Consider the following 25,786-nt stretch of genomic DNA (forward strand, 5'->3'; position numbering starts at 1 on the left):
TGTATTATATCACAATACTACAAACCAAACCACCCTCGCACCCTCGACAACCAAGGTGTTACAGTTGGGGTTGTTTGTCTTAATACTGGTGCCTTTACTTCTATTATAAGGGTAAGGGGTGAAGCCGATGTTGTTATAATATTTCTACCTGGAACTCCGGAAACAAAATTTGCCCTCACATAAGGTCCGTCTTGTGTGAATTTAATAATCTTATCATTCCAAACGGCTGTTACCTCGCCTTTTTTAGTAGGTACAAGGGAAATTGTTACGGGAGTACCTGAAGCAATTCTAAAATTCTCATAGAGCTTTCTGTTTGAATCACTTGAAAGCGTTGCTCTCAATGTTGTACTTCCTGTTGTTAATATAAATAATCCTTCTGGCGGAATTCCTTGTGGCATAGGTAAAGATTTAGGATTTATACCTATTGATACAAGATCTTGTTCTCTGGAAATACCAACCGATGCCAAATAATCTTTTAATTTAGGAAACTTATCTAATGTGCTTTTCAGTGGTTCGGGAAGAGGAGAGAAAAGGAATGTGGTTATTTGGGGAATAAATGTGAAGGCACCTTTTCCTTTACCACTAAATACTGGTAAGTCTGGAAGTCTAAGAGATTGAGGGATCGTTACCGGCAAAGAGACTGTATTTATCGGTGCTAAAGGAACTGGTATATTTGGACTTTCTGTTGTGGTTGCTATAAATGGTATGGAAGGTTTTGGATCTACCTTCTTTCCGCCACTATTTATATACACCACCCCTGAAAAACCACAATTTGCAGTATTGCTTGGGTCATATTTACCAGAACATACGGCTATTTTCCAACTTGCTCCAAGGACTTTTGGAAGATCTGCATCTGAAGCAAAGTGTTTCAGATTAGCTACTGTACTACTACCAAAACCAATGGGTTGGGCATACTCTTCTCCGTAGCCTCCATTAATTAAATATACAAATGTATCTGTGGAAGTAGAAATCGGCTCCCAATTTATATTATAATCATTACCTGTAGTCCATTGATCACCGCCCGTTGGATCATAAACAGTAATAACCGGAGCTAGCTCATCTGGATTCTCACTCTTGAGAGGAGTTCTCTCTATAGTATCTGTAAGTAAAGAACATCCTGGATCCCCTCCAACAGCAGAATAGTCTGTGATGCCATTACTATCATCATCTATACCATTATTACATTGCGGGCGGTCAGATTGATGTCTCCAGTTTGTAGATACTTTATAATCAACACCTCCACCATTTGCAGAATTGAGAGAAATCCAGCCGACATTTTCTCCATAAGCATAACCTGTAAAATCCCCGCTTGAATCTATTGTAACTCCGTATGGTCTTGAACCTAAAGTTGATGTACCAAAATCTATCCAGCCGACATTTTCTCCCCAAGCATATCCAGAAAGCCGACCCTCGCCATCATTGGCAACACCGTATTCATCACTTGTACAAGTCTGTTCATCATTATGACAATTTAGAGAAATCCAACCTATATTTTCTCCATAGACCCAACCCCAGAGACCGTCATCAGCAACATAAATACTACCGCCTGTTGGAGCAAAATCTATCCAGCCGACATTTTCTCCCCAAGCATAGTGTACTGCCGAGGAGGTGGTTGAAACTGTCCAGTTATTACCAGGAAGTCTTGCTCTTTCTGCCTCTACGGAATAGAAGATTGTAGCTACACCAAAAAAACGTTTAAGTGAATCACGAAAAGAATAGGCAACAGAAAATAAAATAACAATAGCAATAAAAGTCAACAAGATTCTAATTAAGGTTGGCTTGTTATTTTCTGGATCCATAATTGAGATAATTATACCATCCAATATCAAAGGAAAGCAAATATATTGAAAACTGTGGATAATAAAAGACCACCCCATGGGGTGGTCTTTTATTATCCATATATTATGAATAAAACTACGCTAAATTAGACAAAGAAAAAATCCGCCTTTCGGCGGATTTTTTCTTAACCTATTCTTCTATAGCGAATTCCTATAGATAGAACCACAAGAGGTTTTGTTAATTTTAGTTTGAGATGAAAGAAGTGTCTGTGGTTGAGTATGAAGGAATATATGTTCCTACACCTGTAGTGACATCTCCTTCTACATCATCCCATAGGAAGCTTGCGGCAGCACCGAGTTGTGTTGTAACAGCGTCTGTTCCAACACCAGCTGTAGCTCCGGTGATTGTAGCAAGAAGTCTAAAGGTCTTAGATGATGAAAGAACAAATCCTCCATCGTTAAGAACTATAGTTCCTGTTCCGTCAGCGTTCATGGCAGCAGTTGTTGAACCTACTTCTGTACTACCATCGTAGATTTGAACTGCTGTTGTTGTTGCTGTTGCACCGTATGAAAGCTTGATAGGAATTTCACGAATTCTTACAGGGCTTCCTGATACTGTGAATGCAACTCTTGCAATCTCAGTTGAACCGTTAGCCAAAGCGCTTGAGCTATCAACAATATCAATTGTAGGAACACCGGCAACAGGATACATAGCGTTTGAAGAAACGGATACGTTGCTTGTTGTTTCAGTATTACCTGACTGATATTTGACTGTACCAAGTTTTAGGATAGCTGATACGTTTGAAGGTATACCATTGTTACCAACTGTGTTGTAAGCAACTGTAACTGGAACATCTGTACCAGCATTTGTAACTGGAACATTAATGTTTAGACCAGAAACTGTTGTTGTAGCACTGAGGGCAACTGACTTTGTAACTCCACCAACTGTAATCGAAGTGATTGCAGGTGAAGCGGCTGGGTTCATAACGAAGCTCAACTCCTTGATTGTAGCAGCGCCAACTGTAGCCTTAAAGTTAAAGGTTGCAATTGAACTACCTGTTGTACCACCAAGAACATATCTAGCTGAAGGTGATGTAGCAACACGTGTTGGTGCACCTAGTGTACCTGATCCTACTGTAAGAGTCTGACCTCCTACAACTCCTGATGAAGCGTCCACATTGCTTGTAACTCCAGCGGCAACGACTTCCAAAGCTGCTGCCAATGTGTTTGTTGTGCTATGTGTACCGTTTGTAGCTGCAGAAATAATAGCTGTAGCTGAGTTTGTAGTATCTGATGTAACTGTGACTGCTGTTGTAGCGTCAACTGCTGTTACGAGAGCTGCAACTGTTGCGTTAGCATTGATTGCGGCTGTCAAACCGGCAGTAACATCTGCAACTGTAGCTGCAGCAGCTGTATAGCTAACTGAAGTACCAGCGACTGTTACTGTGAATACATCTCCTACTTCAACGTTTGCTGGTGTGACTGAAGCAATTTGTGCGACAGGAGCAATACCACCAACCAAAGTTGCATTGTTAGCTGAAACTGTACCCAAATGACCTGATTCTGAAGCGACCAAAGTATAGCTGTTTGCAGCTGTTCCTGCTGTTATCGCTGTAAGAAGGATAAGATCATTGGTTGTAGTTGCGGCTGTTACATAACTGCTTCCTGCATTTATGTAAGTAACCAAAGCTGCAATCGATGTTGTTGCTGTTGTTGAAGCAACTGATGAAGTATATGTGAAGTTTTGACCCTGAACGTTTACAGAAACAGTATCACCGATATCCAAATATCCTGTTGTGAATGTAACTGTACCCGTAGCTGCTCTACCAGCTGAAGATGGGGTCGATGTTGCTGTAACCAATGTCTGTGTATCAGCAGCATTTGCGACTGAAGCAATAGCGCCTACATCGGCATAGACATCAACTGTCTTTGAACCGTTGGCTGCGATTGTAAAGTCTGTTCCAAATGTTGTTGAAGCTTGAGGTGTAACTGTCTGTGAACTCTCAGAAATTCTCAAGTTTGACAAAGCGGTTGTAGGCATTGTACCTGACAAACCAACCTTTACACTTGTAACTCTAACGGCTTCTGAAGAATTTGATGACAAGATGAATGAACCAACTTTAACTGCATTTGTATTAGCAGTAAGAGTCTGGTTTGAATATCCTGCATTCTTAGAAACTGTCAATGTTCCACCAACAACTGTCATTGTAGGACCAACAAGAGCTGTTGTAGGGTATGAAGTCAATGCGGATGAATATGAACCCTGAGTGTTATTTGTATAGCTACTCAAAGTAACATAAACCGTAGAACTTGTAGCAATGCTTGTGCCTGCTGAGTTCTTTAGATCTCCTCTAACCTCAAGAGTTGTTGTCTGACCTGCGTTGATTATCAATGATGAACCAAGGCTGAACAAAGTTGCTGAAGTTGATGCAACGTTCTGTGTGCTTGAAATTGAAGCACCGTTTGCATAAATCGCGACGTTTGTTAAATCTTGAGTTGAAGCAACGTTAAGGTAAGAAACTTTCATATTCTCACCAAAAGCTTTTGCTGTGTATCTTGCCAATGTAACACCTGTTGAACCGTAGACAACGTTTCCGGCTGACAATGTTGTGTCAAGTGACATAGACAATGTACCAGCTGAAATTGTTATTGTGTTGGTTGTAGGAAGTGTTCCCAAAGCAGCGATTCCAACATTGTAGTTTGAATCTATGATTGAGATATCGGCAACGTTCTGCATTGAAACGCTGAATGTTCTGTTTGAACCATTTACAACGTCTGCTCTGATTTCAAGACTTCTATTGCTATCAATCTTGTAAGGTGCTGATGTTAGATCAAAAGTGATCATACCATTTGCATCTATACCAGAAGCTGAAGCAACTTGTATTCCTGAAACGAACAATTTTATGTTTTGTAGTGAATCTGCAGGAACTGAACCGATTACCTTAACAGCTAAGCTTCTAAGATAAACTGCTTTTCCTGAGAGTGAGAATGATGAACCCCAGATTGTTTGACCCAATGTTCCAGCTTGTACTGATGTAGAAACTGAAGTTGAAGCCAAAGTAACTGTGGAAATATCAGATGCAGTGAAAATGTTCATTGAAGCACCTGCGATTGGGTATGAAGCTGAAACAGCTACATTACCAGCTGTAACTCCTGAAAGAGCTACTGCAACCAATTGTCCTGATGTACCAGTTAGAATATTTGATCTAACTGAAATTGTCTTTGAAGTACCAGGGGCAACTGTGAACAAACCTGCACCTGAATTGAATGAAATCTTACCAGATGAAACTGTGGCTGAATCTGTCAATCTAACAGCTCCTTCAAACAAATAAACATTTGAAAGTGTTGTATCGGCTGAAACGCCAAGTCTCTGTAGAGTTACATTTGTAACAACGGCTGGTGCAGCTGAGTTGTTTCTAAATGTGTACTCGGCAAGATTTGCTGCAGCTTGTCCGGCAACTATTGAACCAGCAGCTGGTGATGTGGCAGCCAATGTGACTGACAAATCTGTTCCAGATGGGATAGTTGTTGTGGTTGTGGTTGTCGTAACAGAAGCATTCAATACTGCTCTTGTCTTAGGACCAACATAACCAGCTGGGGGTGTAATACCCTTTGACAACTGATACTGAATGACGGCGGCTTTGGTCAATGAACCAAAGTAACCTGTTGCTGGAGAAACTCCGAGCAAGTTCTGCAATGCTGTGACATCTGCACCTCTGCTTCCGACTGTAAGGTCCTTAGCAAATGTGTAAGATGATGAAGCTGGAGCTGAAACTGCATTCAATGCAGCTGTAGCAGCGGCGGCTTTGTCAGGAGCGATAACTCCGGCTGCGATAAGCAACTGAAGCATCTCTTGAGCTGTCAAAGCTGAAGCTGATGTAGCACCAACCAATGATAGAACCATTGTCAAAGCGACAATGCCTGCTACCAATTTTGATTTTGTAATTATCATAAACTAATTAATTTTTTCAAAAAAAATCTTTTCCTAAGTTAACTAATAATAAAGGACTGTGTCCTCCGCTAATAATTTGGAAAGAATTATTTCTTGAAGTATCACGTCAATATTATCTGATTTGATCCGAAGATCTCCGCAGACTAGAAAAAATGTTTCGACTAAAAACAAATCTTCTAAAACTGACGATAGCCTTTGTGCTTCCAGTTTCGGGACTGACCTTCCCTAAACTCTCTGCTAACATTTGCACCGGCAAAAATGCAAACGACTTTCTTTCTACTATTCCGACTCTTTTATATTTCCACTCACACAACTACCTTGAGCAGATAGAAGTTTTTTCGTGAATGGCTCGACACAAAAAAGTTGGATTAGTTTGCGTAAACTAAACTGACTTTCTGTAATCCTGAATATTCTGTTGTCAAAGTTCTCGACCACTGACAACCGAGCTTGAGCGAGCTCGATGAAAGCGTTTCTGAAAATCAGACATCCCTCTCGGGTCGCCTGAGTAAGCTAGCTTTTGAGCCAACTTACATAAGGTTTAGTATAGCGCTTTTGGCGCCATGCATAAACCTCAAGCTATATTATATATCCTGCTAGAATATCTAGCAAAATTATAGCTGTGGATAACTCAAAATGGGCTTTTTCGGCCCGTTTTTGATACATAATCCACAGGGTGCATTGTCGCATATTTGGGGTCAAAATGCAAGAAAGCACAGAACCTCTCACAAAAATCATCTGATGTATTTCACCTAAGTATGGACAAGGCTTATATTTGGGATGATTTTTGTGGGGGAATCTAAAATATTGATCTTCTAGGACAAGTAATATTTAGACCATCTACGCTCACCCTCTTTCTTTAAGACACCTTTTAAGACTAGGGCCAAAAGTTCTCTCTGAATTGTCTTTTCACTGCAATCTTTTATGTTTTGAGCAAAATCCTTTATAGTTAGGTGCAATCCACTCTTTAGCATTGAAACTATAATGTTTTGTCTGTTATCTTTGTCCTTTATATTCTTTTCTGTGGGACTCTTTTTCATATCGGTCATTTTGTTAAAGACAGAGCTATTATGGTTGTCCTTTATGTCCTTCTGTCCTTTATAAAAATCTCCTGAATTTCCCGCCAACCCTTTCTGTCCATCTAATGTCCTGCCCTGATAAGTCTGAGTCGGGATAAAATTATAGTCTCCGTCAAAGAGATTGCTACCAAAAGCAATCTTGGCGGAGGACATATTCTTGGACGAACTAGATATAAATTCAGCCAGTTTATCAAATTCATTTGTAATAATTACATAATTGACTTCGGAAATCATACTGCTTATTTTTGTAATATTTAACATTGAAAACATCTCCCCGATTGAGACTAGGATCTCTTTATTAATACCATCTTCACCCCACACCCTATCGGACAATGCTAGGACTTTAAAAAGAAGGGTGTTCGCTGACTCTCGGAGATTCCATTTTAGAGCTTCCCTATCGGACAAATAATTGGTCAGGAGATAGATACCAGCAACAAGTCTCTCTGTCTTTTTATATATAAAAAGGCCATAAGAATCATCACCAAAGATTAAACTGGCATCAACCTTTTTTATAGCCGTCTTTTGATTATTTGGATCTATTTGATTATTGTTATTTTGATTATCCATAAAGTTTGGCTGATTACAATGACTTTTAATAAAATGTCCTTAAAACAAAAGTGTCTTTTAAGTAATGTCTCTTAAAAAATCTTTAAGGACGAGCAAATATTTGTGTCCATTATATATGGGACAAAAAAAGATGCAAGTTGACAGTAAGTGTATAACTACTTTTGTTGTGTCCGCAGGCGAGTTTGCTTGGCACGATGTGGTGTAATTATGCCGAGTGTAATCACAAGGCATAATTATGCCACAGCGGAAACCGCCGAGGATTAGGAAACTCTCCGCAGGAGAGAGTTTCCGCACAACAAAAGTAGTTATACACTTGCTTGAAAATTATTAAAGGGCTGTGATGTGAAGAGAAGGGAGAAAAAAGTTAAAAAATTTGTTATAATTTAAGTATCATGGCTATCAAACAAAAAGAAAAAAATGAAAAGAGAACCGGCCTATGGCACGGTGTAAAAAATGAAACAAAACAAGGAATCTGGGCGGTAACCTTTTTTGTCCTTGCGGCAATTTTTACCCTAGCATCTCTTTCTAAAGCAGGAGTCGTGGGTGATAAGATTTATTATATACTTTCTGTTTTATTGGGTATTGGATATTTCCTAATTCCCCTTTTCTTTTTTCTTCTATCTGTCTCATTCCTGAAAGCTGAGGAAAGAGAATTTAATAAACTAAAAGTCACTGGTGGAATATTTTTCTTTATTTCTGGACTTGGTCTCATAGATCTCGTCTCAAAGACGTACTGGATAGCACAAGGTGGAAAGATCGGTTGGCTCATCTCCACTCCCCTTCTAAAACTATTCGGTTTCTATGCTAGCACCATTATCCTTGTCGCTGTACTTATTATCTCCTGCCTTGTACTTTTTGAGACAAAGTTAACTGTCGAATCGATATTGTTCTGGAGAAAATGGAAGAAAACTGAGAAAGAAGGAGTAGAGAATAAAATGGATATGAAAAAGCTCCGAGTCACAAAAGGAGAAGATAACTCTGAAGAAGAGACGGAGGACGTAGAAAGAGTCGAGAAAGCAAAAAGGCAAGTTAGGGCTGTTGTTGTAAGAAAGTCTGAAGAAGAGGAAGAATTTAAAATGACCCCAAGAGCTGTGGGCAACACACAATACACTCCCCCTCCACTATCCCTGCTTGAAAATGACAAAGGCAAGCCAGGAGTTGGTGACATAAAAGCAAATGCAAATATTATAAAACGTACACTACAGAATTTCGGTATTGATGTAGAAATGGATGAAGTCTCTATCGGCCCATCTATCACAAGATATGCATTTAAACCCGCAGAGGGCATGAAACTTTCAAGAATAGTCGGCTTACAAAATGACCTCGCCCTTGCTTTAGCAGCTCATCCACTTAGAATCGAAGCTCCTATACCAGGTAAATCACTCGTAGGTATTGAAATACCAAATACAGTAAAATCTATCGTAGGCCTTGCCTCTCTTATCGGTACTGAAGAATTCCAGAAATCGGAAAAGCCCCTTATGATCACCCTAGGAAAAGGTATTTCCGGTAAATCACATTATGCAAACTTGGCTAAAATGCCCCATGTTCTTGTGGCAGGATCGACCGGTTCCGGTAAATCTGTCACAATTCACACTATCATCACTTCCCTACTTTATAGGAATTCCCCAGAGAATCTTAAATTCATAATGATAGACCCAAAGCGTGTGGAACTTACCTTGTACAATAAAATCCCTCATCTTTTAACACCAGTTATCACAGAAGCCAAGAAAACTATCCTCGCTTTGAAATGGGCGACAAAAGAAATGGATCGCAGATATGATATTTTAGAAGCAGAAGCATGTAAAGATATAGATTCATATCATAAAAACATTCTCTCTCCGGAGTTGAAGAAAATAGAGGAACTCAAGAAAAAGGGACAATATGACCCAGAGAAACATACAGCACCAGAGCTTATGCCTTACATCATTGTCGTTATAGACGAGCTTGCTGATATTATGATGTCTTACCCGAGAGAACTTGAATCTGCCATAGTTCGTCTCGCACAAATGTCACGTGCCGTCGGTATTCACCTCATACTCTCAACACAAAGACCTTCCGTAAATGTTATTACAGGGCTTATTAAAGCAAATGTTCCTGCAAGAATAGCCCTTCAGGTGGTATCGCAGGTTGATTCAAGAACTATTCTAGACACAAGCGGTGCAGAAAAACTCCTTGGTGCCGGAGACATGCTTTATCTCGGTGGAGAAATGTCAAAGCCCGTAAGAATCCAGTCAGCCTTTATCTCTGAAGCAGAAGTCAAGGGGGTTGTAAAATATTTAGTAAATGCATATAGGGATGAGCTTATTGGCGGAGAATTAAACCTTACACCTGAATCTGTCGGCGGAGAAAACAGCGACGCCCTCGGCTCCATGCTTGAGGCCGGAGAGATGGGTGAAGACGACGACATGTATGAACAAGCGAAAGATGAGGTTATAAAAGCTGGCAAGGCTTCCACTTCATATATTCAAAGAAAGTTGCGCCTAGGATACGCTAGGGCAGCAAGAATTATGGATATGCTTGAACAAAGGGGTATTATAGGTCCGGGCGATGGTGCCAAGCCAAGGGATGTACTCGTAGGAAGTGCAGCCGAAGCAGAAGAAAATAAGTTGAAAGAGCAAATAGCAGAAGCTGGAGTGGAACATAAAGATGGAGATTATCTATGACCGATAGGCATAAAACAAGAAAATGGATAAAGATAATTTCAATAAGTACTTTTACTCTGTTCGTAGTTTGCTATGCTCTTTATGAGGTACAGAGAATAGCCTATGGACCAAGAATAACAATTCTTACACCAAAAAATGGTTCCCTTGTATCTGAATCTTTTGTTAATATATTGGGTAAAGCAGAAAATATTAAGGATATAAGTATGAATGACAGGAAAATCTTTATAGATGAAACTGGTAATTTCGATGAAAAAATCCTTCTATCTTATGGGTATAATCTTATAACACTAAAAGCAAGCGATAAGTTTAATAGAAAGACAGAAAAAACGCTTGAAATCGTTTACAAGTGATTTGTAAGTGTGATAAAATGAAGACAATTATAATTTTAAAAAAATGGCAAAAAAAATAAAAGAAAAAAAGATTGAAGAAGAAGTAAGAGAAGACGTTACTACTGAAGGAAAAAGCACAGAAAATAAACCTAGCAAAGCTAGTATGAGTAAGATTGAAGATGCGATGCAGGCTATCAAGACAAAATTTGGTGATGAAGCGATAATGATGCTTGGAGAAAAACCAAAAGTAAATGTAAATTCCATTCCAACTGGCTCTATCGGCCTTGATGCGGCACTTGGTGTTGGTGGGCTTCCCCGTGGAAGAATAGTTGAGATATTTGGCCCAGAATCTTCAGGAAAGACCACTTTGGCACTTCATGTAGTAGCTGAAGCACAAAAGATAGGAGGTATTTGCGCTTATATAGACGCAGAACATGCTATGGACCCAGAGTATGCAAAGAAACTTGGCGTAAAGCTCGATGAGCTTTTGATTTCCCAGCCAGATACAGGCGAGCAAGGACTTGATATTGTGGACAGCTTGGTTCGCTCCGGCAAAATGGATGTCATTGTCATAGACTCTGTGGCTGCACTTACACCGAAAGATGAAATCGAAGGCGATATGGGAGCGTATCATGTCGGTAAGCAAGCAAGGCTTATGTCGCAAGCACTTAGAAAGCTCACCGCGATAGTGGCGAAGTCAAAGACAATAGTAATATTCATAAATCAAATCAGAATGCAGATAGGTGTAATGTTTGGCAATCCGGAGACAACTCCAGGTGGAAAAGCTTTGAAGTTTTATACTTCGGTAAGGCTTGATATCAGGAGAATCGCACAGATAAAGAAAGGCGAAGAAATAATGGGCGGACGAGTGAGAGTGAAAGTTGTGAAAAATAAAGTGGCAGCACCTTTCAAACAAACAGAATTTGACCTTATGTATAACGAAGGTATTTCAAAAGAAGGTGAAATGCTCGCCCTCGGTGAGAAGATGGGCATAGTCAAAAAATCCGGCTCTTCTTATGAATACAATGGTGAGAAGATCGGCCGTGGTTATGATTCTGCAAGAACATTCTTAAAAGAGAGTCCAAAAGTCGCAGATAATATATTGAAAGTGATAAGAGAGAAATTGAAAGAGATATAAAAAAATACAAAAAGGGCGGGCGTTTCGCACCCGCCTCTTGTATAAGAATTTACAAAAAGAAAACTGCCGCTCGTAATGACACGGCAGTTTTCCGTTGTCATTCGAGTCGGCAGTGTATTCAGCACTTGAAGCCGTCGGACCGATCGTGCCACCCACTCATAAAGAAGTACGTGACATTTTCGAGTTGTCCATCTATTTTGTCCAGGTCTACTGCGATATCACATATACCACCAGTCTGTTCGACGGTCGGCTTGCATATGCGAATCTTCCCAGATTTAATGTAAGGAAACGCGACCCAATAGTATAAATACCCGGCCGCGAGCTCACATAGGTGTTTAGCCTGTTCTTCATTCAGAAGTGAGTATTTCCTCTCATAAGCTTCTTTAAGAAGGTTTCTTACTGTCGGCGGGCTTGCACGCCACTCACAGTTGCGAACGCACGCCAATCTCCACAAATCAGCTATTCCATTGGGTCTCAGGCGAGCGATCTCCCGCATCAGGAATATATAATCATCCTTGGCGACGGGGAGCAGAAGTTTCCGCAACTTCTCTGGATTCCCGATGAGCTCTTTCATCCGATCACAACTGATGTTCCGACTTAGTGCATTTGCAATGGCCGCTACGAATCCTGCAGTAACTCCGTCTAGGGTATCGTTTGTTTTCACAACTTTCTCCTTCGACTTTCTTTTTTTGTTTACTGCTACAGCTTTTCACCACACGGTTTTGTGCTATAGCAGAAAGATGACTAAGATATAATCAACTTTCTGCTATAGCTAAAACTCCAAGTGCTTATCAAAGAACTATCCTACTAGTATACACCTTTTGAACCCATTTGTCAAACTTTTTCGCATTTTGTTATAGAAACAGCCCAAAAATGGCTTCGAGAAGCCCTTTTCTGGCGATTCCTCGTCATTGCAATCCTCCCCGATTGTCATTCCGGCGTAGGCCGGAATCCAGACTTTTCTGATTCCTGGATCCCATTCTTCAATGGGATGACAGAAGAGGGGTTTCGCGAAGCGAAACCCCTCTTTCTTTATACTTTAAAAACTTTATGAACTTTTAACTTCTGCCTAGCTATTGACCCTCCCCGCATAATCCCCCGTCTCTGTATTTACCGCGATCAATTCACCTTCTGTGATAAACAGTGGTGCCAAGATAATAGCTCCGGTCTCAAGAGTAATCTGTTTTGTGCCACCACTTGAAGTGTCCCCTTTCACTGCCGGAGGAGCATCTGTCACTTTCAGCTCTACTTTTATAGGTATCTTTACTCCGATAATCTTTTCTTCAAAAATCATTGTCTCAACTTCACTGTTTGGTTTCAAAAACTTTCCTGGAGTTCCGATAAGATCTTCACCAATCTCAAATCTATCCGCCGGATTTTTTGGATCACAGAAGAAAAATTTACCTTTATTTGTGTATAAAAACTTGGCATCCTTATAATCTATTTCCGCTTCCTCCACCCTTTCAGAGACATGATAAGAAACCTCAGTAACTTTACCTGTAATCATATTCTTCATCTTCACGGCATTTACTGGTTTTCTCTGTTGTTTTCTAAAAACATGGGAATTTAAAATTTCATAAGGCTGACCCTCATGAATTATAAACTTCTTCTCTACGACTTCATTATACTCAAGCATTCCCATTTTAGTTAGGTATTAGGTGTTAGTTTCTAGCTGTTATAGAAAAAATTTCCTAAAAACTATTAATTAGCGAGCTAGATAAGGTATAAGTGCCATAAATCTGGCTCTTTTTACTGCTTGAGCGAGCTGTCTTTGGCTTCTTGCAGAAACATAAGTCTTCTTTTTACCCTGCACTCTTGCATGGGGATTCAAGAACTTCTTAAGAAGCTCTACATCTTTGTAGTCTATTTGTTTAATATTATTTTGTGAAAAAAAGCACTGCTTCATATATTTTATTTTTAAAATGGAATGTCTTCTGGATTAATCTCTTCTGTTGGATATTCTATGGTATCCATCTCTGGTGCTTTCGCCTTTGGAGCCGTTGAGCTTGCTTCTACTGGCTTACCTGACGGGATACCACCACCTCCACCAACTCTTGGCCCAAACTGCACTCTGTCCGCTACTATCTCCGTCCTATAATTTTTCTTCCCTTCTGTCTCCCAACTTCTTGTCTGCATTCTACCTTCAACCAAAACATTGCTACCCTTCTTCAAATATTGAGCTGTGGTCTCTGCCTGTCTACCAAATACTACTATGTTGTGAAAATCTGCAGATTCTTGCTTAACACCATTTTTGTCTTTCCATACTCTATTTGTGGCGACAGAAAATGATGCTACCTGAATACCAGATGGAAGTGATTTGAGTTCTGGATCTCTTGTAAGATTCCCTATGACAAATGCTTTGTTTAAATACATACTTATATATTATACTTTTACCTCTTCTGACACAAGCTCATCTATTGATTTATCTATTTCTTCGATAGATGCTGGCTTTGCTTCTTTCGCTTCTTTTACTGCCATTGGTTTTATCTTTGCTTCTTTGTCAGAAAATACTGTAATCTTGGGAGAATACATTGTGTTTCCTCTAATAGTTTTTATTACCAAATATCTCAAAAGAGTATCACTTCCTTTTAACGCAGATTCTATCTTTGTTATATCTCCGCTAAGGGGAAGATTAAACTTAATCCAGCCAAAATATGCTTTATCAAAGGTCTTATACTGACCTCCGAAGGCTTTCTTTATTGAATATGCAAGAGGTCTTAGTTTAGGAATTTCTTCGGATATGATTTCGGCTTTCTCTTTGTTCAAGATGGCTTTTACTTTCTCTACTTCAGCGGGTATTCCCTCTTCTGCAACAGAAGAAATGACATGGTATCCGATTTCGTATACCTTTTCCTCGTTATTTTTGACTACTTTTTCCTTTTTACTCATGCGCGTAAGATTAGCACAATATTTTTTAAAAAGCAACGGGAGAATATGATCCTTTGTAGGCGAGCGAAATAGTATCCTTTTTGGAGACTCTCGGAATGCGACGGCATGAGAGGGAGCAAATTTTCAGCAGAAAATTATGCGTGCTCCAAAAAGGATACTGTTGAGCGAGCCTATTCTAAAACTTCAAAATATTCTCAAACTCTTTTGTATCTTTGAACTTACCGACGATTGAAAGATTCAAACTTTCATTTTTGAAAATCCTTTCGGCAACATATTTTATGTCCTCTGCCTTTACAGACTTTATCTCTTTTATAATATCATCCGGATTTTTCATATCTTTTCTCAAAATTTCTTGAAAACCATAAAAGTCAGCAATATCATCTGACGATTCAAGACCAAGATTGAGTCTGCCAATCAAGCACTGTTTAACCTTATTCAATTCATCTTGACCGACAAGCTCTGTCTTTACCTTCTTAAGCTCGGCGAGTATTGCTGTAATCCCCTCTTTTATTCTCTTACTATCAAGACCAGCAGAGACACCAAAAACACCGTGATCTGTAAGTGCATCGTTCTCCGCACGGACATAATAACAAATACCAAGATCTTCTCTCATTTTCTGAAAAAGTCTTGAGCTCATACCTCCTGAAAGCACAGCCGTAAGCACTCTCAAAATGCCGTTATATTTATTGTAAGTATCAAAAGTGCGAACACCAAGCACTATATGTGACTGATCGGTGTCTTTATAAAATACAGAAACTTGCGGAGCTTTTTGAGATTCAATCACTTTCTTCTTTTCTTCTTTCTTCCACTTGCCGACATTTTTGAAAGCGAGAGTTATTTTCTTGATAATATCTTTTTCATTGAATCTACCCGCAACGATGACGGTGGTAGCCTTGGCGACATAGTGCTTGTTCCTGTAGTCTATAAAATCTGCGCGTTTTGTCTTCAAAATATTTTCTTTCGGGCCGGCTATACTCCATCCAGCGGGCTGATTACCATAGAGAAGTTTTAGAAATTCATATTGAACTTTGTGCTGTGGGATATCATTTATCATGTTTATCTCCTCCACAATCACACCCTTTTCCTTTTCCATTTCTTTTTCTGGAAAGACGGGATTTAAATAAATATCAGATACAACATCCAAAATCTTATCTATATTCTTATAGTCGGCCTTTGCATAATATCCTGTGTATTCTTGAGATGTAAAAGCATTGTAATGCGAGCCGATACCATCTAGCTCTTTTGAAATATCTGAAGCAGTGGGGCGCTTCACTGTGCCTTTGAAACACATATGCTCAAGAAAATGGGAAATGCCGTTATTTTCTTTATTTTCATATTTTGAACCGGCTTCGACAAGGACAAGCACTGTCGCTGTCGGATTCTCCTTCATCGGAATAGTGATAATCCTCAAACCATTTTTTAGAATTTTCTTTGTGTATAACATACGAATAATTATGCGAATATTACGAATGGCTACGAATAAAAATCGGAGACCAATACGATGTAATAAATATATCACAGATTGGGGGAAATAATAAATAAAAAAAGCGACCGGTCACTCGACCGATCGCTATTGAATCGCCACAGAATCACGTAGCCAGACTGATTGATTCTTCGGCAGCTATACGCTCCAATTTACTCAATGTCCGCTTATTGGCAGATTCCTTGGAGATAAGACTGTGGTATTGTTTCCTTATTTCAGGAATGAACAATTTACCACGCCTGCAGACCTTAAAAATCAAGCCTTCACGAGAGCCGTCGTATAGCTTAAACCACATGTCCTTAACTTTGGAATGGTCAAGAACCTCCAGACGACCACCAGCCAGAACTTTTGCATACCGAACCAAGACACACAGGCTGTGCAGATTCAGTACATCGCAGATGTCTAGGGAACACCCTTGCTTTTGAACGCCTCTTTCTGTCTGGTTTCGTTTAAGCCCGCCGTGCTCATGTACGGCCCAGACACCGCCGAAGATTTCTTTTGCGAGCTCCATTCCCTCTTTCAAATCCGGGTTACCGGAATGAATTTCGACTACCAACACTGACAATATCCTGCTCATATATTCCTCCTGTTTTGTCTGTTTCCTTACAATGTTCTTCTAATAATCAAACTACCAGAGAATCAAAATATGTCAAATCAAAGTGGCGGGCGACCGAAGGTCGTCCGCCACTTTGATTTTTATACTAATTTCTCTTTCAAAAATTCAATTAAGTTTTTTATATCTATTCTCTCCTGTTTTCCTGTATCTCTATCTCTCACCGTCACGGAATTATCTTTTTCAATAGTGTCAAAATCTATCGTTACGCAAAACGGCGTGCCTATTTCATCTTGCCTTCTATATCTTTTGCCGATATTGCCGTTATCATCAAACTCCACTGCTCCGAATTCTTTTTTCAAATCTTTATAAATTTCTCTCGCTTTCTCCACAAGTTGCGGTTTATTCTTCAGAAGCGGAAATACCGCAACTTTCACCGGCGCAATATTAGGGACGATTTTCAGATAAATTCTCTTTTCTCCACCGAGCTCATCTTCTGTATAAGCATCGGAAAGCACAGCAAGCACAGATCTATCAAGGCCTAGTGAGGGTTCTATGCAGTGAGGCGTGATTTTCTCTTTTTTCTCTTCATCAAGATATATCAAATCGACTCCGCTACTCTTCGAATGCCTACCGAGATCATAATCTGTCCTGTATGCAAGACCATAAAGCTCGCTTGTGCCAAAAGGAAAATCAAATTCAAAATCTATAGTGCGTTTGGAATAAAAAGCTCTGTCTGCATCTGGTATTTCATGTTCATGCACATGCTCTGCTCTCAAACCTATCTCTTTTGTCCAATCAAGCATTTCTTTTCTAAAATGCTCAAAGGTCTCCTGCCATGCTTCTGGCTTTATCAAATATTCTATCTCCATCTGTTCAAACTCTCTTGAGCGGAAAGTAAAATCTCTTGGAGCTATTTCATTTCTAAATGCTTTACCAACCTGCGCCATACCAAAAGGAAGCTTTGGATGAAAAGAATCTACAATATTTTTATAATTTACAAACATGCCTTGAGCCGTTTCTGGTCTCAAATATGACACTGAATTCTCATCTTGAAGTGCGCCGACATTGGTCTTGAAAAGCATATTAAACTGCCTCTCCTCACCCATCTCCCCGCCACAGTCAGGGCATTTTCCGCCTGAGGCGGACCCGCCTTTGGTGGGCTTTTCTAACTGGTCTGTACGAAATCTCTTCTTGCATTTCTTGCACTCAGAAAGCGGGTCAGAAAAGTTGCCCACGTGGCCGGTGGCTTTCCAGACATTTTGATTCATAAGGATAGAAGCATCTACACCATACATATCTTCTCTATCAGTAACAAACTTCTTCCACCAGGCATCGCGGATATTATTTTTCAAAGCTACACCAAGTGGCCCATAGTCCCAAGTACCGGCAAGTCCGCCGTATATTTCTGAGCCCTGAAAAATAAAACCTCTTCTTTTACAAAGAGAAATAATATTTTCCATCTTTACACCTCCTTCTGTTTTTTCTTTTTTTGCCATATTGTTTCTATAATAACCAAAAATGTATTTTTCGCAAATTATTTCACCACCTTACCAGAATCTGAAGAATATTCCGGGTCACTCTTTGTGCCTGTCGTAACTGTCGCTCCATCTGCCCCAACTATAGTATTCGTAAATGTGTCAGTACCACTAAGCTCCACATTTTCTATAAGAGAAGGTTCACTTCCTACCTGACTCAAGCTTGGCGTTATAGAAACATTAAACGAAACTTCTCGTGAAGGAGATGTAAATCCCGCCCCAGCACCAATGTTTCCTATATTCCATATCACTCGCCCACTCTCTTGATCAAAAGATATATCTTCAGAAGATGGACTCGTCAGATTGTTCCATTTGATATAGTTTGGAAGTTGTCCTGTTACTTTCACACCACCAACGTCATTCAAAGAGTCCGTAACTGTCCAAATAATAGTATAAGTTGTCTCTTGTTCAGCTTTCGGCGGGATAGGACCACTGTTTTCAAAAGGCCCCATCGATCTATACCCATTTGATACGATTCTTATGTCTGAGATTATTTTTACCCTCTTTGAATCAGAATACAGGAGCTCTTGTGGGACGCTCGCCCCCTGCACTCTCTTGCCTATTACACTTACATCCATGTAAATATCTGGGTTGGTAAAAGCAGATCCTGTCTTTGTCTGAGAGCTAAAAGAAGAGAAATTAAAAGATAATTCCCCCCCTGCCCCAGGAGCAATAGACGCCAGTGATTCATTTGATGTTTTATCAAAAGTAATTAAATTATCAAGAGAATTATAAAAACCGTTTTGAACTTGAATGCTCGATTTATTCAATATGCCCCCTCTTAGCTTTATCTGAACAGAGACATCATATACTTGGCTTGGAAGATTGTTCTGCCAATAGATGTCTGCACGTGTTTGCTGACCGCTTTGTATTGCTACTTCTCGAGCATTGTTTCCATTTATGGCAAGATTTATACCAATAAACGGTTTCTTGATTGAAACAGTACTTGAATACGCAGAAAATATAGTACCTATACTTCTCGTATCCAACTTGTCTGGCGTCCCTACAGTAAACTTAAATACTCTCTGTTCACCATCTTGGCCCTGAACCTTTCCAGATATCTTTACTATCCTTTTTTCACCTGGAGAAAGATCGCCAATATTCCAAACACTACTATCAAGTGAAGATGCTTGTGGAGAAGCAGATATAAAATCAAAACCAAAAGGATAGTCTGCCTTGAGCATCAAGTTTTTTATCACACTGAGAGAATTTGAGGAAATTTCAACATTAAAATCAAGCTTTTGATTTGAATTTATCTCATCAACACCGGTAACTTTCAAATTTACAGGAGCAGAACTTACGAGCACTGTGTATGTCTTTTCTTTATAGAAAATCGCATTTGAACCAGGGACTCTGTATTCAACAGTAAGTTTTATATCTCTTTGTGTATTTTCTTCACCAAAAATAACAGCTTTTATCAACCGCCTCTCGCTCTTACCGACATTTATATCGCCGAGAACTTCGCTGTATCTTGTGAGTGGAGTTGAAAGATCATCGGGGCTTCTCGTACCGTCTGGATATGCGATTTTTAAATCGACAACCTGAAGATTTACATTATTTTTGTTTTGAACTTCAATATCAAGAGGTAAGGTATCACCACCGGCGACAGAGACAGGGCCTCTTATCAGAATATCTATATTGTCCCCAGATATTAGATTACCACCAGCAAAAAATTTAAATGTGGCAAAACCAGCCGCCAGTACAAAGAAAATAAAGGTACCGAGAAGAATCTTAGTAAAAGGAAATTTAAAGTCTGACTCTTTATTCAGATCAGTGTTAGACCAATCAGTACTGACTCTTTCTATTCTTGGCTTCAAATCATGCCTTCTCTTGGCGACTACAGCGTCTACGTTTTGAGAATAAAGAGCTTCTTTTACCTCCTCTATCTTGTCTTTTTTATTTTCATCTTGCTCAAACATAAAGAAAATTGTTCACTTAATATTATACCATATCAAAGGTGGGTTTCCTTGAGTGCCCTGTTTATTTCTGACACAGCTATTTTGTTCTTGGATGAAAAGTCAGAAAGTATTTCAGGAGTTAAATTCGTACCTTCTGCAAAACTAGTCAACCCTTCGGCTTTTTTTATGTATCCAAGGAAATGCATTATCCTCAAAACTGTCAGAGTTTCGACACTCTTCAACTCATCTGGAGAAAGGTCGGCATCTCGGCATAAAATATAAGCAGATTCTACACATTCAAAAAGTCTTTCATTTTTTTCTTCACCGTGAACGAGGCGTAAGAGTAGAGCAGATGCATTGAAAAGCACAGTGAGCTTGCCTTTATTTTTTATAACACCATTTTGCACTATCGCCTCGGCGTTTGTAATACGCCAAAGGTCTTTGCCTTTTACCACAGAAACTTTCGTCAGTGAAAAGACCTGCAAATGCCCCTTAAGTTTTGATTTTGCTAGTCGTACGCCTTGAGCCGTCGCTTTTATAAAACCCAAATCTCGTGTAAGCAAAAAATACAAGCGATTCGCCTCCCCCATCGGTATACTTCGGACGATTATGGCCTCGGTGGTGTAGATATGGTGCATGATTGATTTTTAAGGAATGATAATGACTATATAAAATCATCACCCCGTGAAATGCCGACATTGACGGCGTATTTCACTGGGGTTGTATAAATAATAACACAACAAAAAGAAAAGGCGTTGCCATGCATATAGCACAGCAACGCCTGTAATCATATGACCGATCTCAAACCTTCTTCACCGCAAGGAATGAATGAGTTAGACCAATACCCAGTTTAGTTGCGACAAAATCAATTGGATACAGGCTAGGGCTCATATCTGGGTTATTCCCCACAACCGCAGTAACAACATTAATAGGGCTTACCGTGTTCTCAGGAGGAAGCACAATGACTCTCCTCCCGACGCCATCGATTTTGGGGAAGTGGTACCTCATCAGATCGGTGCTATTTAACCAAATCCCAAAAGAACAAAACTGTCTCAACGATGGTGCCTTGTATCCCATACTTCGAATCGTGCTAAGTGTGAGTCCAAATGGCATGTCTTTCCAGAAGCGAATAATCCCAAATGTCGCCTCTTTACTACCATCATCAGATTCTTCGCAAAGAATCTTTCTTACCCCAGAAACATTCATACAGTGCATACTAACACTCATACTAGTGTTCCGTCCCACAGCGAACAGTGCATCCACATCATATTCGGGAGTGTCAATTTGCACAGTCTCAATAGACGGTGGGGTTTTCTCAACCATCTGAAGGGCAATACTGCTGAAGATTTCGTCCTGTTGATCCTGTGTTAAAGATCCAACAAGGAGTAAAACCTCTGGTGGAAGATTATTTCTCTCAAATGCTCTGACAAGGCAAGAGATGACATCTGCTCCACAACCATTTCCAAGCCTCATGGCTTCAAACAATGCCCTCTGACCACCGATTCTGATTATTTTCTGATACGTGGACATAGCTCGCTCCTTTCTTATGTACCAACCCCTCACCCAAGCGTCGTGCTCGAGCCCCAGGTCGGATTTGTAGTGAACTTGCCCAAAGAAACATTACTCCCGAAGAGTTTCAAAGTCAAACACAAAAGGGCGTCCCCCACCCGTGCACAGGTGGTGGACGCCTCTTTGCTTTGTATTTGTTCTGTACTTGGCTATACGATAGCCAAGTAGATTAATTTATCTTAATCGTCATCTTCATTCCCTCTATCACCACTTCCTTTCCATCTTTTACTTCCCCAAATTTTATATCTTTCAGCCCTGTGACTTTTTTTATTTCAGCCGAATATTTTTCCAAAATCTTCTTGCCAACTTCATCTGTATCTACAACAAGCCCGACAATATCATTAGGATTCAATTTACTTTCTTTTCTCAATTCTTGTATCGAGCGGACAATATCTCTCATCATTCCTTCTTCTTTTAGCTCTGGGGTAATATTCGTATCAAGTTCGAAGGGTGCTCCATCTTGTGATATGTTTTCATCTAGAACAACTTCTTTAACATTTACTTCGTCTCTTATTATAGGAGATACTTCATCCCAGAAATTAGGTTTTTTTAAAGAGTGTTTAATTGTTAGTCTAGCCAGAGGCTGGCGAACTTTTATTCCAAGCTCTGCACGTTTCATTAATGCCATATTGACATAGCTTCTCGCCAGGCTCATCGTGGCGAGAATATCTTTCTCTTCTTGAGAAAGCTCCACCACATACTCCTCCGGCCAGCTGTCCAAATGCACACTGAGCTTTTCACCGCCGATTTTTTTATACAAATCTTCCGCCAAAAACGGCATCGATGGTGCAATAAGCTTCGACAATGTAAGTATCACTTCTTTCGTGGTCGCTATTGCCGAATCTCGGTCTGCTAAATCATCTGACTTGAATCTATCGCGTGATCTCCTCAAATACCACGTCGAAAGGTCTTCCACAAAATCATTTATCGGCCAAGTGGCTCTATCAAGCTCGTATTTTTCGGTAGAATTCGTCATTTGCAAAGCTGTCTCTTTCAATCTCGCCAAAACCCATTTATCCAAGATATTTTTTGTCTCTTGTTTTTCGCTTTTCGTTTTTCGTTTTTCGTTTTCTGTGTACATCTCATAGAAAGAATAAACATTTTGCAATCTCATTATCACTTTCTTCACCACTTCATCCACGCCTTTGTCCGAAAAATACAAATCCTGCGCCTTTATAACCGGCGAGGAAAGTAAATAATATCTCATGGCATCGGCACTGTATTTGTCCACAAGAAGCATCGGAGCTGTATAATTCTTTAATCTCTTGGCCATCTTTTGACCATCCTCTGCAAGCACAATACCGTTTACCACCACATTTTTATATGAAGCTTCGCCAAAAAGCGCGACAGAAAGCACGAGCATAGAGTAAAACCATCCTCTTGTCTGATCAAGACCTTCAGCGATGAAATCTGCTGGATATCCAATACCCTTTTCCGGATTAAACTTTTTCAAATCACCAAATGGATAATGCGATTCTGCATAAGGCATCGAGCCCGACTCAAACCAGCAATCAAAAACTTCCGGTATGCGACGCATTTTGTCTCCGCAAGCGCAAGCCATTTCCAATTCATCTATAAACGGTCTGTGCAAATCCAATTCATGATTCCTATTGTGCGGAATCGGGGCAAATTGCAATTCTTTCACTTCACCATTGTATACAAAAGGCTTGCCTGCTTCTCTTACCGCCATCAATTCTTTTGGTGTCATACCCACCGCTCCACCAAACATAAGCCAAATAGGAGTATTATGGGAAACTATCAAGATTTTCTTTCCTTCATGCTTCTGATTTATTTCATATAAGAAATCCGTCATCCTCTTTTTGACTGCCATATAATTCTCTCCCCCTTCCGGTGTTTTCCAAAACTTCGCTTCACGCGATTCGAAAAATGCCTGATATTCCGCATCCGGTTTACCGTCAAGCACTCCCACAAATATTTCATGTAGACGAGAGTCATAAACAATTTTATCTTTTGAATATCCAATACCGTCGGCGATGATCTCTGCAGTTTCTTTTGTTCTCAAAAATGGAGAGCAATATATAATATCGATATCGGTCTTAGATTTCTTCAGATTTTCTCCCGCTTCCTTCGCCTGTTCTCTGCCATTGTCCGTAAGATGATGCTGGGTCTTTGGATTTGAACTCAAAATTCCCAAGACATTGCTTTCCGCCTCGCCGTGTCTTACAACAAAAAATCTATTATCTCTTGTCGTTTTCTTTTTTATATCATCTATCGAGCCGACAAATATTTTACCTTCGCATTTATTACATCTCCATACAGGGAGCGGTGCGCCCCAGAATCTTGAACGAGAGATTGCCCAGTCGCGAGCGCCTTCAAGCCATTTGCCGAATCTCCCCTCACCGATTTCGGGTGGAACCCACTTTATTTCCTGATTAGCTTTTATCAAATCACTTTTTATCTTTGTAACTTCCACAAACCAAGAGCTCGAAGCGTAATTTATGAGCGGAGTGTCGCATCTATAGCAATGCGGATATGAATGCGTGAATTTTTCTTTCGAGAAAATCGTCCCCGCTTTTGCAAGATATTTTATAATTTCAATATCGGCTTTTTGCGGATCTTCTTTTGGTTTCACTTGTCCGGAAAAATCTTTGACTTCATGCTTAAATGCACCGTCCATACCAACATGCTGAATAAAGGGAAGTTTCTTTTCCCTACCAAGATTCATATCGTCTTCACCAAAAGCTGGAGCAATGTGCACGATACCCGTGCCGTCTTCTGTCGTCACAAAATCCGCTCCGTAAACTTTGAAACCGTTTTCTTTATTTTTTAATTTATCATTATTGTAATAATCAAAAAGAGGTTTGTAAGATTTGCCGACAAGTTTTTTACCAGAAACTTTTTCTAGTATCTCGTAAGGTTCTTTGATTATTCCAAGCCTGGATTCCGCGAGAATATAATTCTCCTCACCCATTTTTATCTTCACATATTCTATATCTGGATTCACCGCCAAAGCGACATTTCCCGGCAAAGTCCAAGGGGTGGTCGTCCAAGCCAAAAAGAAGGTTTGGGGCTCGTCTAGAAGCTCAAATTTGGCCGTCACAGAGATGTCGGTGATATCCTTGTATCCTTGACTGACTTCAAAATTCGACAGTGTTGTACCGCATTGTGGGCAGAGATGCATAGATTTAAAACCCTCGTAAACTAGCCCTTTTTCTTGTAGTTTTTTGAAAGCCCACCAAACACTTTCTGTGTATGAAGAATCCATCGTCCTGTAATCATTTTCCATATCCACAAAACGCCCCATTCTCGGAACAATTTTCTTCCAATCATTTACATAAGTAAAAACTTTTGATCGCGCAAGATCATTAAATTTCTCCAAACCAAAATCTTCAATATCTTTTCTTGATTTGAGGCCGATTTCTTCCTGAACAATATTTTCCACCGGCAATCCGTGGCAATCCCAACCCCAACGCCTCGGCACGTGGTATCCGCGCATAGTTTTATATCTACCGACAAAGTCTTTCATCGTGCCGGCAAGAATATGTCCAAAATGTGGAAGACCTGTGGCAAATGGAGGTCCGTCATAGAAAACATACTCGCCTTTCGGCGCTTCTTTTTCCAGAGTCTTTTCGAAAATTTTATTTTCCTGCCAGAATTTCAGGACTTCTTCTTCTTTCAATGCGAGCTTAGATTTATCACTAGCCTTTTGAGCTTTATCTTCGCCCATCGCTTTATTCACTTTCATGAATAAGATTGTAGCAGATTTTTATATAAAAAAACAGCGCTTCCCTGGCGGGAAGCGCTTTGAAGGTAGATATTACTCTATCTTCTGATCTTTCTTTGGCGGAACACCCCAGTGGATGTGGCACCAAGAGAAATGTCTCTGCAGACTGCTCCTTTACCAATACGTTCTTGGAGTTGCCTCTTGAGAACACCTCTTTCTTTAAGAGACATAAATGTCGATTTCCGTCTTTTCCCTATACCCTTCATTTTCACCTCCTTATTCCGAGATACACTGACGAGGGATTTTATGAACACTCGGCGATTCCAGATGCTGGCACTTACCTGCACGCTGGCTGGTCGTCCTAGGATTCAGTGGATGTGGTCGGAAAAAAGCATTTACAAATCCAGACCCTTTCCTGGCTTTCACCCACTTTCTGAATTCCTTGGTTCCACCGGGTGGAAACGGCTTTCGTCGCTTATTCACTCCCACTCTCCTCCAAGACAGGATTCTTCGGCATCGGAAACGCCCCTCCAGCGACCACGCCCAAATGAGGGTGGTCTTCTGGGGAATCTGCGACTTCCTCACAGACCGGCTCTTTCCCCAAGCCAAGCAATTTCATTAGCCTGTTCGTTGTAGGTCCATATTGTTTCGGCATTATTTCTCCTATT

General features: G+C 40.1%; 19 protein-coding genes. 3 read left to right on the forward strand and 16 right to left on the reverse strand.

Annotated features, from left to right (window positions below; translation table 11 throughout):
• Positions 1–17 precede the first annotated feature (17 nt).
• From WC631_02440 to WC631_02450, 3 genes are all read right to left on the reverse strand, one after another.
• Positions 18–1,799, reverse strand: coding sequence for a hypothetical protein (locus WC631_02440; protein MFA6227306.1), 1,782 nt, complete (start codon positions 1,797–1,799; stop codon positions 18–20).
• 223 nt (positions 1,800–2,022) lie between these two features.
• The gene (locus WC631_02445) at positions 2,023–5,730 is read right to left on the reverse strand and encodes a peptidoglycan-binding domain-containing protein (GenBank protein MFA6227307.1); all 3,708 of its coding nucleotides are present in this window, start codon (positions 5,728–5,730) and stop codon (positions 2,023–2,025) included.
• Positions 5,731–6,542: 812 nt separating this feature from the next.
• Positions 6,543–7,373: a hypothetical protein gene (locus tag WC631_02450; GenBank protein MFA6227308.1), complete on the reverse strand. Its 831-nt coding sequence runs from the start codon at positions 7,371–7,373 to the stop codon at positions 6,543–6,545.
• Positions 7,374–7,765: 392 nt separating this feature from the next.
• On the opposite strand from WC631_02450, the gene WC631_02455 reads away from it, so the two are divergent.
• The 3 genes from WC631_02455 (at position 7,766) to recA (ending at position 11,503) form a co-directional block, all read left to right on the forward strand.
• On the forward strand, positions 7,766–10,036 hold the full coding sequence (locus tag WC631_02455) for a DNA translocase FtsK 4TM domain-containing protein (protein MFA6227309.1): 2,271 nt from the start codon (positions 7,766–7,768) through the stop codon (positions 10,034–10,036).
• The gene (locus WC631_02460; GenBank protein MFA6227310.1) at positions 10,033–10,386 is read left to right on the forward strand and encodes a hypothetical protein; all 354 of its coding nucleotides are present in this window, start codon (positions 10,033–10,035) and stop codon (positions 10,384–10,386) included. Before WC631_02455 ends, WC631_02460 begins: the two co-directional genes overlap by 4 nt.
• Positions 10,387–10,528: 142 nt before the next feature.
• The gene (gene recA / locus WC631_02465; GenBank protein MFA6227311.1) at positions 10,529–11,503 is read left to right on the forward strand and encodes a recombinase RecA; all 975 of its coding nucleotides are present in this window, start codon (positions 10,529–10,531) and stop codon (positions 11,501–11,503) included.
• Between the two features lie 118 nt (positions 11,504–11,621).
• On the opposite strand, the gene WC631_02470 is transcribed toward recA, so the two are convergent.
• The 13 genes from WC631_02470 to WC631_02530 form a co-directional block, all read right to left on the reverse strand.
• Positions 11,622–12,167 (reverse strand): hypothetical protein, encoded by a 546-nt coding sequence (locus WC631_02470; protein ID MFA6227312.1) that lies wholly within the window; start codon positions 12,165–12,167, stop codon positions 11,622–11,624.
• A 405-nt stretch (positions 12,168–12,572) separates the two neighbouring features.
• Positions 12,573–13,139, reverse strand: a complete 567-nt coding sequence (locus WC631_02475) for an elongation factor P (protein MFA6227313.1) — start codon at positions 13,137–13,139, stop codon at positions 12,573–12,575.
• Between the two features lie 69 nt (positions 13,140–13,208).
• Positions 13,209–13,409, reverse strand: a complete 201-nt coding sequence (gene rpsR / locus WC631_02480) for a 30S ribosomal protein S18 (protein MFA6227314.1) — start codon at positions 13,407–13,409, stop codon at positions 13,209–13,211.
• 11 nt (positions 13,410–13,420) lie between these two features.
• On the reverse strand, positions 13,421–13,876 hold the full coding sequence (gene ssb, locus WC631_02485; GenBank protein MFA6227315.1) for a single-stranded DNA-binding protein: 456 nt from the start codon (positions 13,874–13,876) through the stop codon (positions 13,421–13,423).
• A gap of 9 nt (positions 13,877–13,885) precedes the next feature.
• Positions 13,886–14,392 (reverse strand): 30S ribosomal protein S6, encoded by a 507-nt coding sequence (locus WC631_02490; GenBank protein MFA6227316.1) that lies wholly within the window; start codon positions 14,390–14,392, stop codon positions 13,886–13,888.
• 175 nt (positions 14,393–14,567) lie between these two features.
• Positions 14,568–15,836 carry a pitrilysin family protein gene (locus WC631_02495; GenBank protein MFA6227317.1) on the reverse strand — a complete coding sequence of 423 codons (1,269 nt, stop codon included), beginning with the start codon at positions 15,834–15,836 and terminating at the stop codon, positions 14,568–14,570.
• Positions 15,837–15,981: 145 nt separating this feature from the next.
• Positions 15,982–16,440 carry a hypothetical protein gene (locus WC631_02500; protein ID MFA6227318.1) on the reverse strand — a complete coding sequence of 153 codons (459 nt, stop codon included), beginning with the start codon at positions 16,438–16,440 and terminating at the stop codon, positions 15,982–15,984.
• Between the two features lie 131 nt (positions 16,441–16,571).
• Positions 16,572–17,927 (reverse strand): glycine--tRNA ligase, encoded by a 1,356-nt coding sequence (locus tag WC631_02505; GenBank protein ID MFA6227319.1) that lies wholly within the window; start codon positions 17,925–17,927, stop codon positions 16,572–16,574.
• 38 nt (positions 17,928–17,965) lie between these two features.
• The gene (locus WC631_02510) at positions 17,966–19,885 is read right to left on the reverse strand and encodes a hypothetical protein (GenBank protein ID MFA6227320.1); all 1,920 of its coding nucleotides are present in this window, start codon (positions 19,883–19,885) and stop codon (positions 17,966–17,968) included.
• 32 nt (positions 19,886–19,917) lie between these two features.
• A complete protein-coding gene (locus WC631_02515; protein MFA6227321.1) occupies positions 19,918–20,502 on the reverse strand; it encodes a recombination protein O N-terminal domain-containing protein in 585 nt (194 codons plus the stop codon).
• Between the two features lie 163 nt (positions 20,503–20,665).
• Positions 20,666–21,394 carry a hypothetical protein gene (locus tag WC631_02520; GenBank protein MFA6227322.1) on the reverse strand — a complete coding sequence of 243 codons (729 nt, stop codon included), beginning with the start codon at positions 21,392–21,394 and terminating at the stop codon, positions 20,666–20,668.
• A 208-nt stretch (positions 21,395–21,602) separates the two neighbouring features.
• The gene (locus tag WC631_02525) at positions 21,603–25,139 is read right to left on the reverse strand and encodes a class I tRNA ligase family protein (protein MFA6227323.1); all 3,537 of its coding nucleotides are present in this window, start codon (positions 25,137–25,139) and stop codon (positions 21,603–21,605) included.
• Between the two features lie 454 nt (positions 25,140–25,593).
• Complete coding sequence (locus WC631_02530) at positions 25,594–25,773, reverse strand: hypothetical protein (protein ID MFA6227324.1); 180 nt, start codon at positions 25,771–25,773, stop codon at positions 25,594–25,596.
• Positions 25,774–25,786: the final 13 nt, after the last annotated feature.

The organism is Candidatus Paceibacterota bacterium (assembly GCA_041663045.1).
Lineage (GTDB): Bacteria > Patescibacteriota > Minisyncoccia > Phycocordibacterales > GWA1-40-21 > Bog-1340.

Excerpts from the sequence above, each read along its gene's own strand:
- WC631_02440 (MFA6227306.1), bottom strand. The coding sequence starts at position 1,799 with ATGGATCCAGAAAATAACAAGCCAACCTTAATTAGAATCTTGTTGACT.
- WC631_02445 (MFA6227307.1), bottom strand. The coding sequence starts at position 5,730 with ATGATAATTACAAAATCAAAATTGGTAGCAGGCATTGTCGCTTTGACA.
- WC631_02450 (MFA6227308.1), bottom strand. The coding sequence starts at position 7,373 with ATGGATAATCAAAATAACAATAATCAAATAGATCCAAATAATCAAAAG.
- WC631_02455 (MFA6227309.1), top strand. The coding sequence starts at position 7,766 with ATGGCTATCAAACAAAAAGAAAAAAATGAAAAGAGAACCGGCCTATGG.
- WC631_02460 (MFA6227310.1), top strand. The coding sequence starts at position 10,033 with ATGACCGATAGGCATAAAACAAGAAAATGGATAAAGATAATTTCAATA.
- recA (MFA6227311.1), top strand. The coding sequence starts at position 10,529 with ATGAGTAAGATTGAAGATGCGATGCAGGCTATCAAGACAAAATTTGGT.
- WC631_02475 (MFA6227313.1), bottom strand. The coding sequence starts at position 13,139 with ATGCTTGAGTATAATGAAGTCGTAGAGAAGAAGTTTATAATTCATGAG.
- rpsR (MFA6227314.1), bottom strand. The coding sequence starts at position 13,409 with ATGAAGCAGTGCTTTTTTTCACAAAATAATATTAAACAAATAGACTAC.
- ssb (MFA6227315.1), bottom strand. The coding sequence starts at position 13,876 with ATGTATTTAAACAAAGCATTTGTCATAGGGAATCTTACAAGAGATCCA.
- WC631_02490 (MFA6227316.1), bottom strand. The coding sequence starts at position 14,392 with ATGAGTAAAAAGGAAAAAGTAGTCAAAAATAACGAGGAAAAGGTATAC.
- WC631_02495 (MFA6227317.1), bottom strand. The coding sequence starts at position 15,836 with ATGTTATACACAAAGAAAATTCTAAAAAATGGTTTGAGGATTATCACT.
- WC631_02505 (MFA6227319.1), bottom strand. The coding sequence starts at position 17,927 with ATGGCAAAAAAAGAAAAAACAGAAGGAGGTGTAAAGATGGAAAATATT.
- WC631_02510 (MFA6227320.1), bottom strand. The coding sequence starts at position 19,885 with ATGTTTGAGCAAGATGAAAATAAAAAAGACAAGATAGAGGAGGTAAAA.
- WC631_02515 (MFA6227321.1), bottom strand. The coding sequence starts at position 20,502 with ATGCACCATATCTACACCACCGAGGCCATAATCGTCCGAAGTATACCG.
- WC631_02520 (MFA6227322.1), bottom strand. The coding sequence starts at position 21,394 with ATGTCCACGTATCAGAAAATAATCAGAATCGGTGGTCAGAGGGCATTG.
- WC631_02525 (MFA6227323.1), bottom strand. The coding sequence starts at position 25,139 with ATGAAAGTGAATAAAGCGATGGGCGAAGATAAAGCTCAAAAGGCTAGT.
- WC631_02530 (MFA6227324.1), bottom strand. The coding sequence starts at position 25,773 with ATGCCGAAACAATATGGACCTACAACGAACAGGCTAATGAAATTGCTT.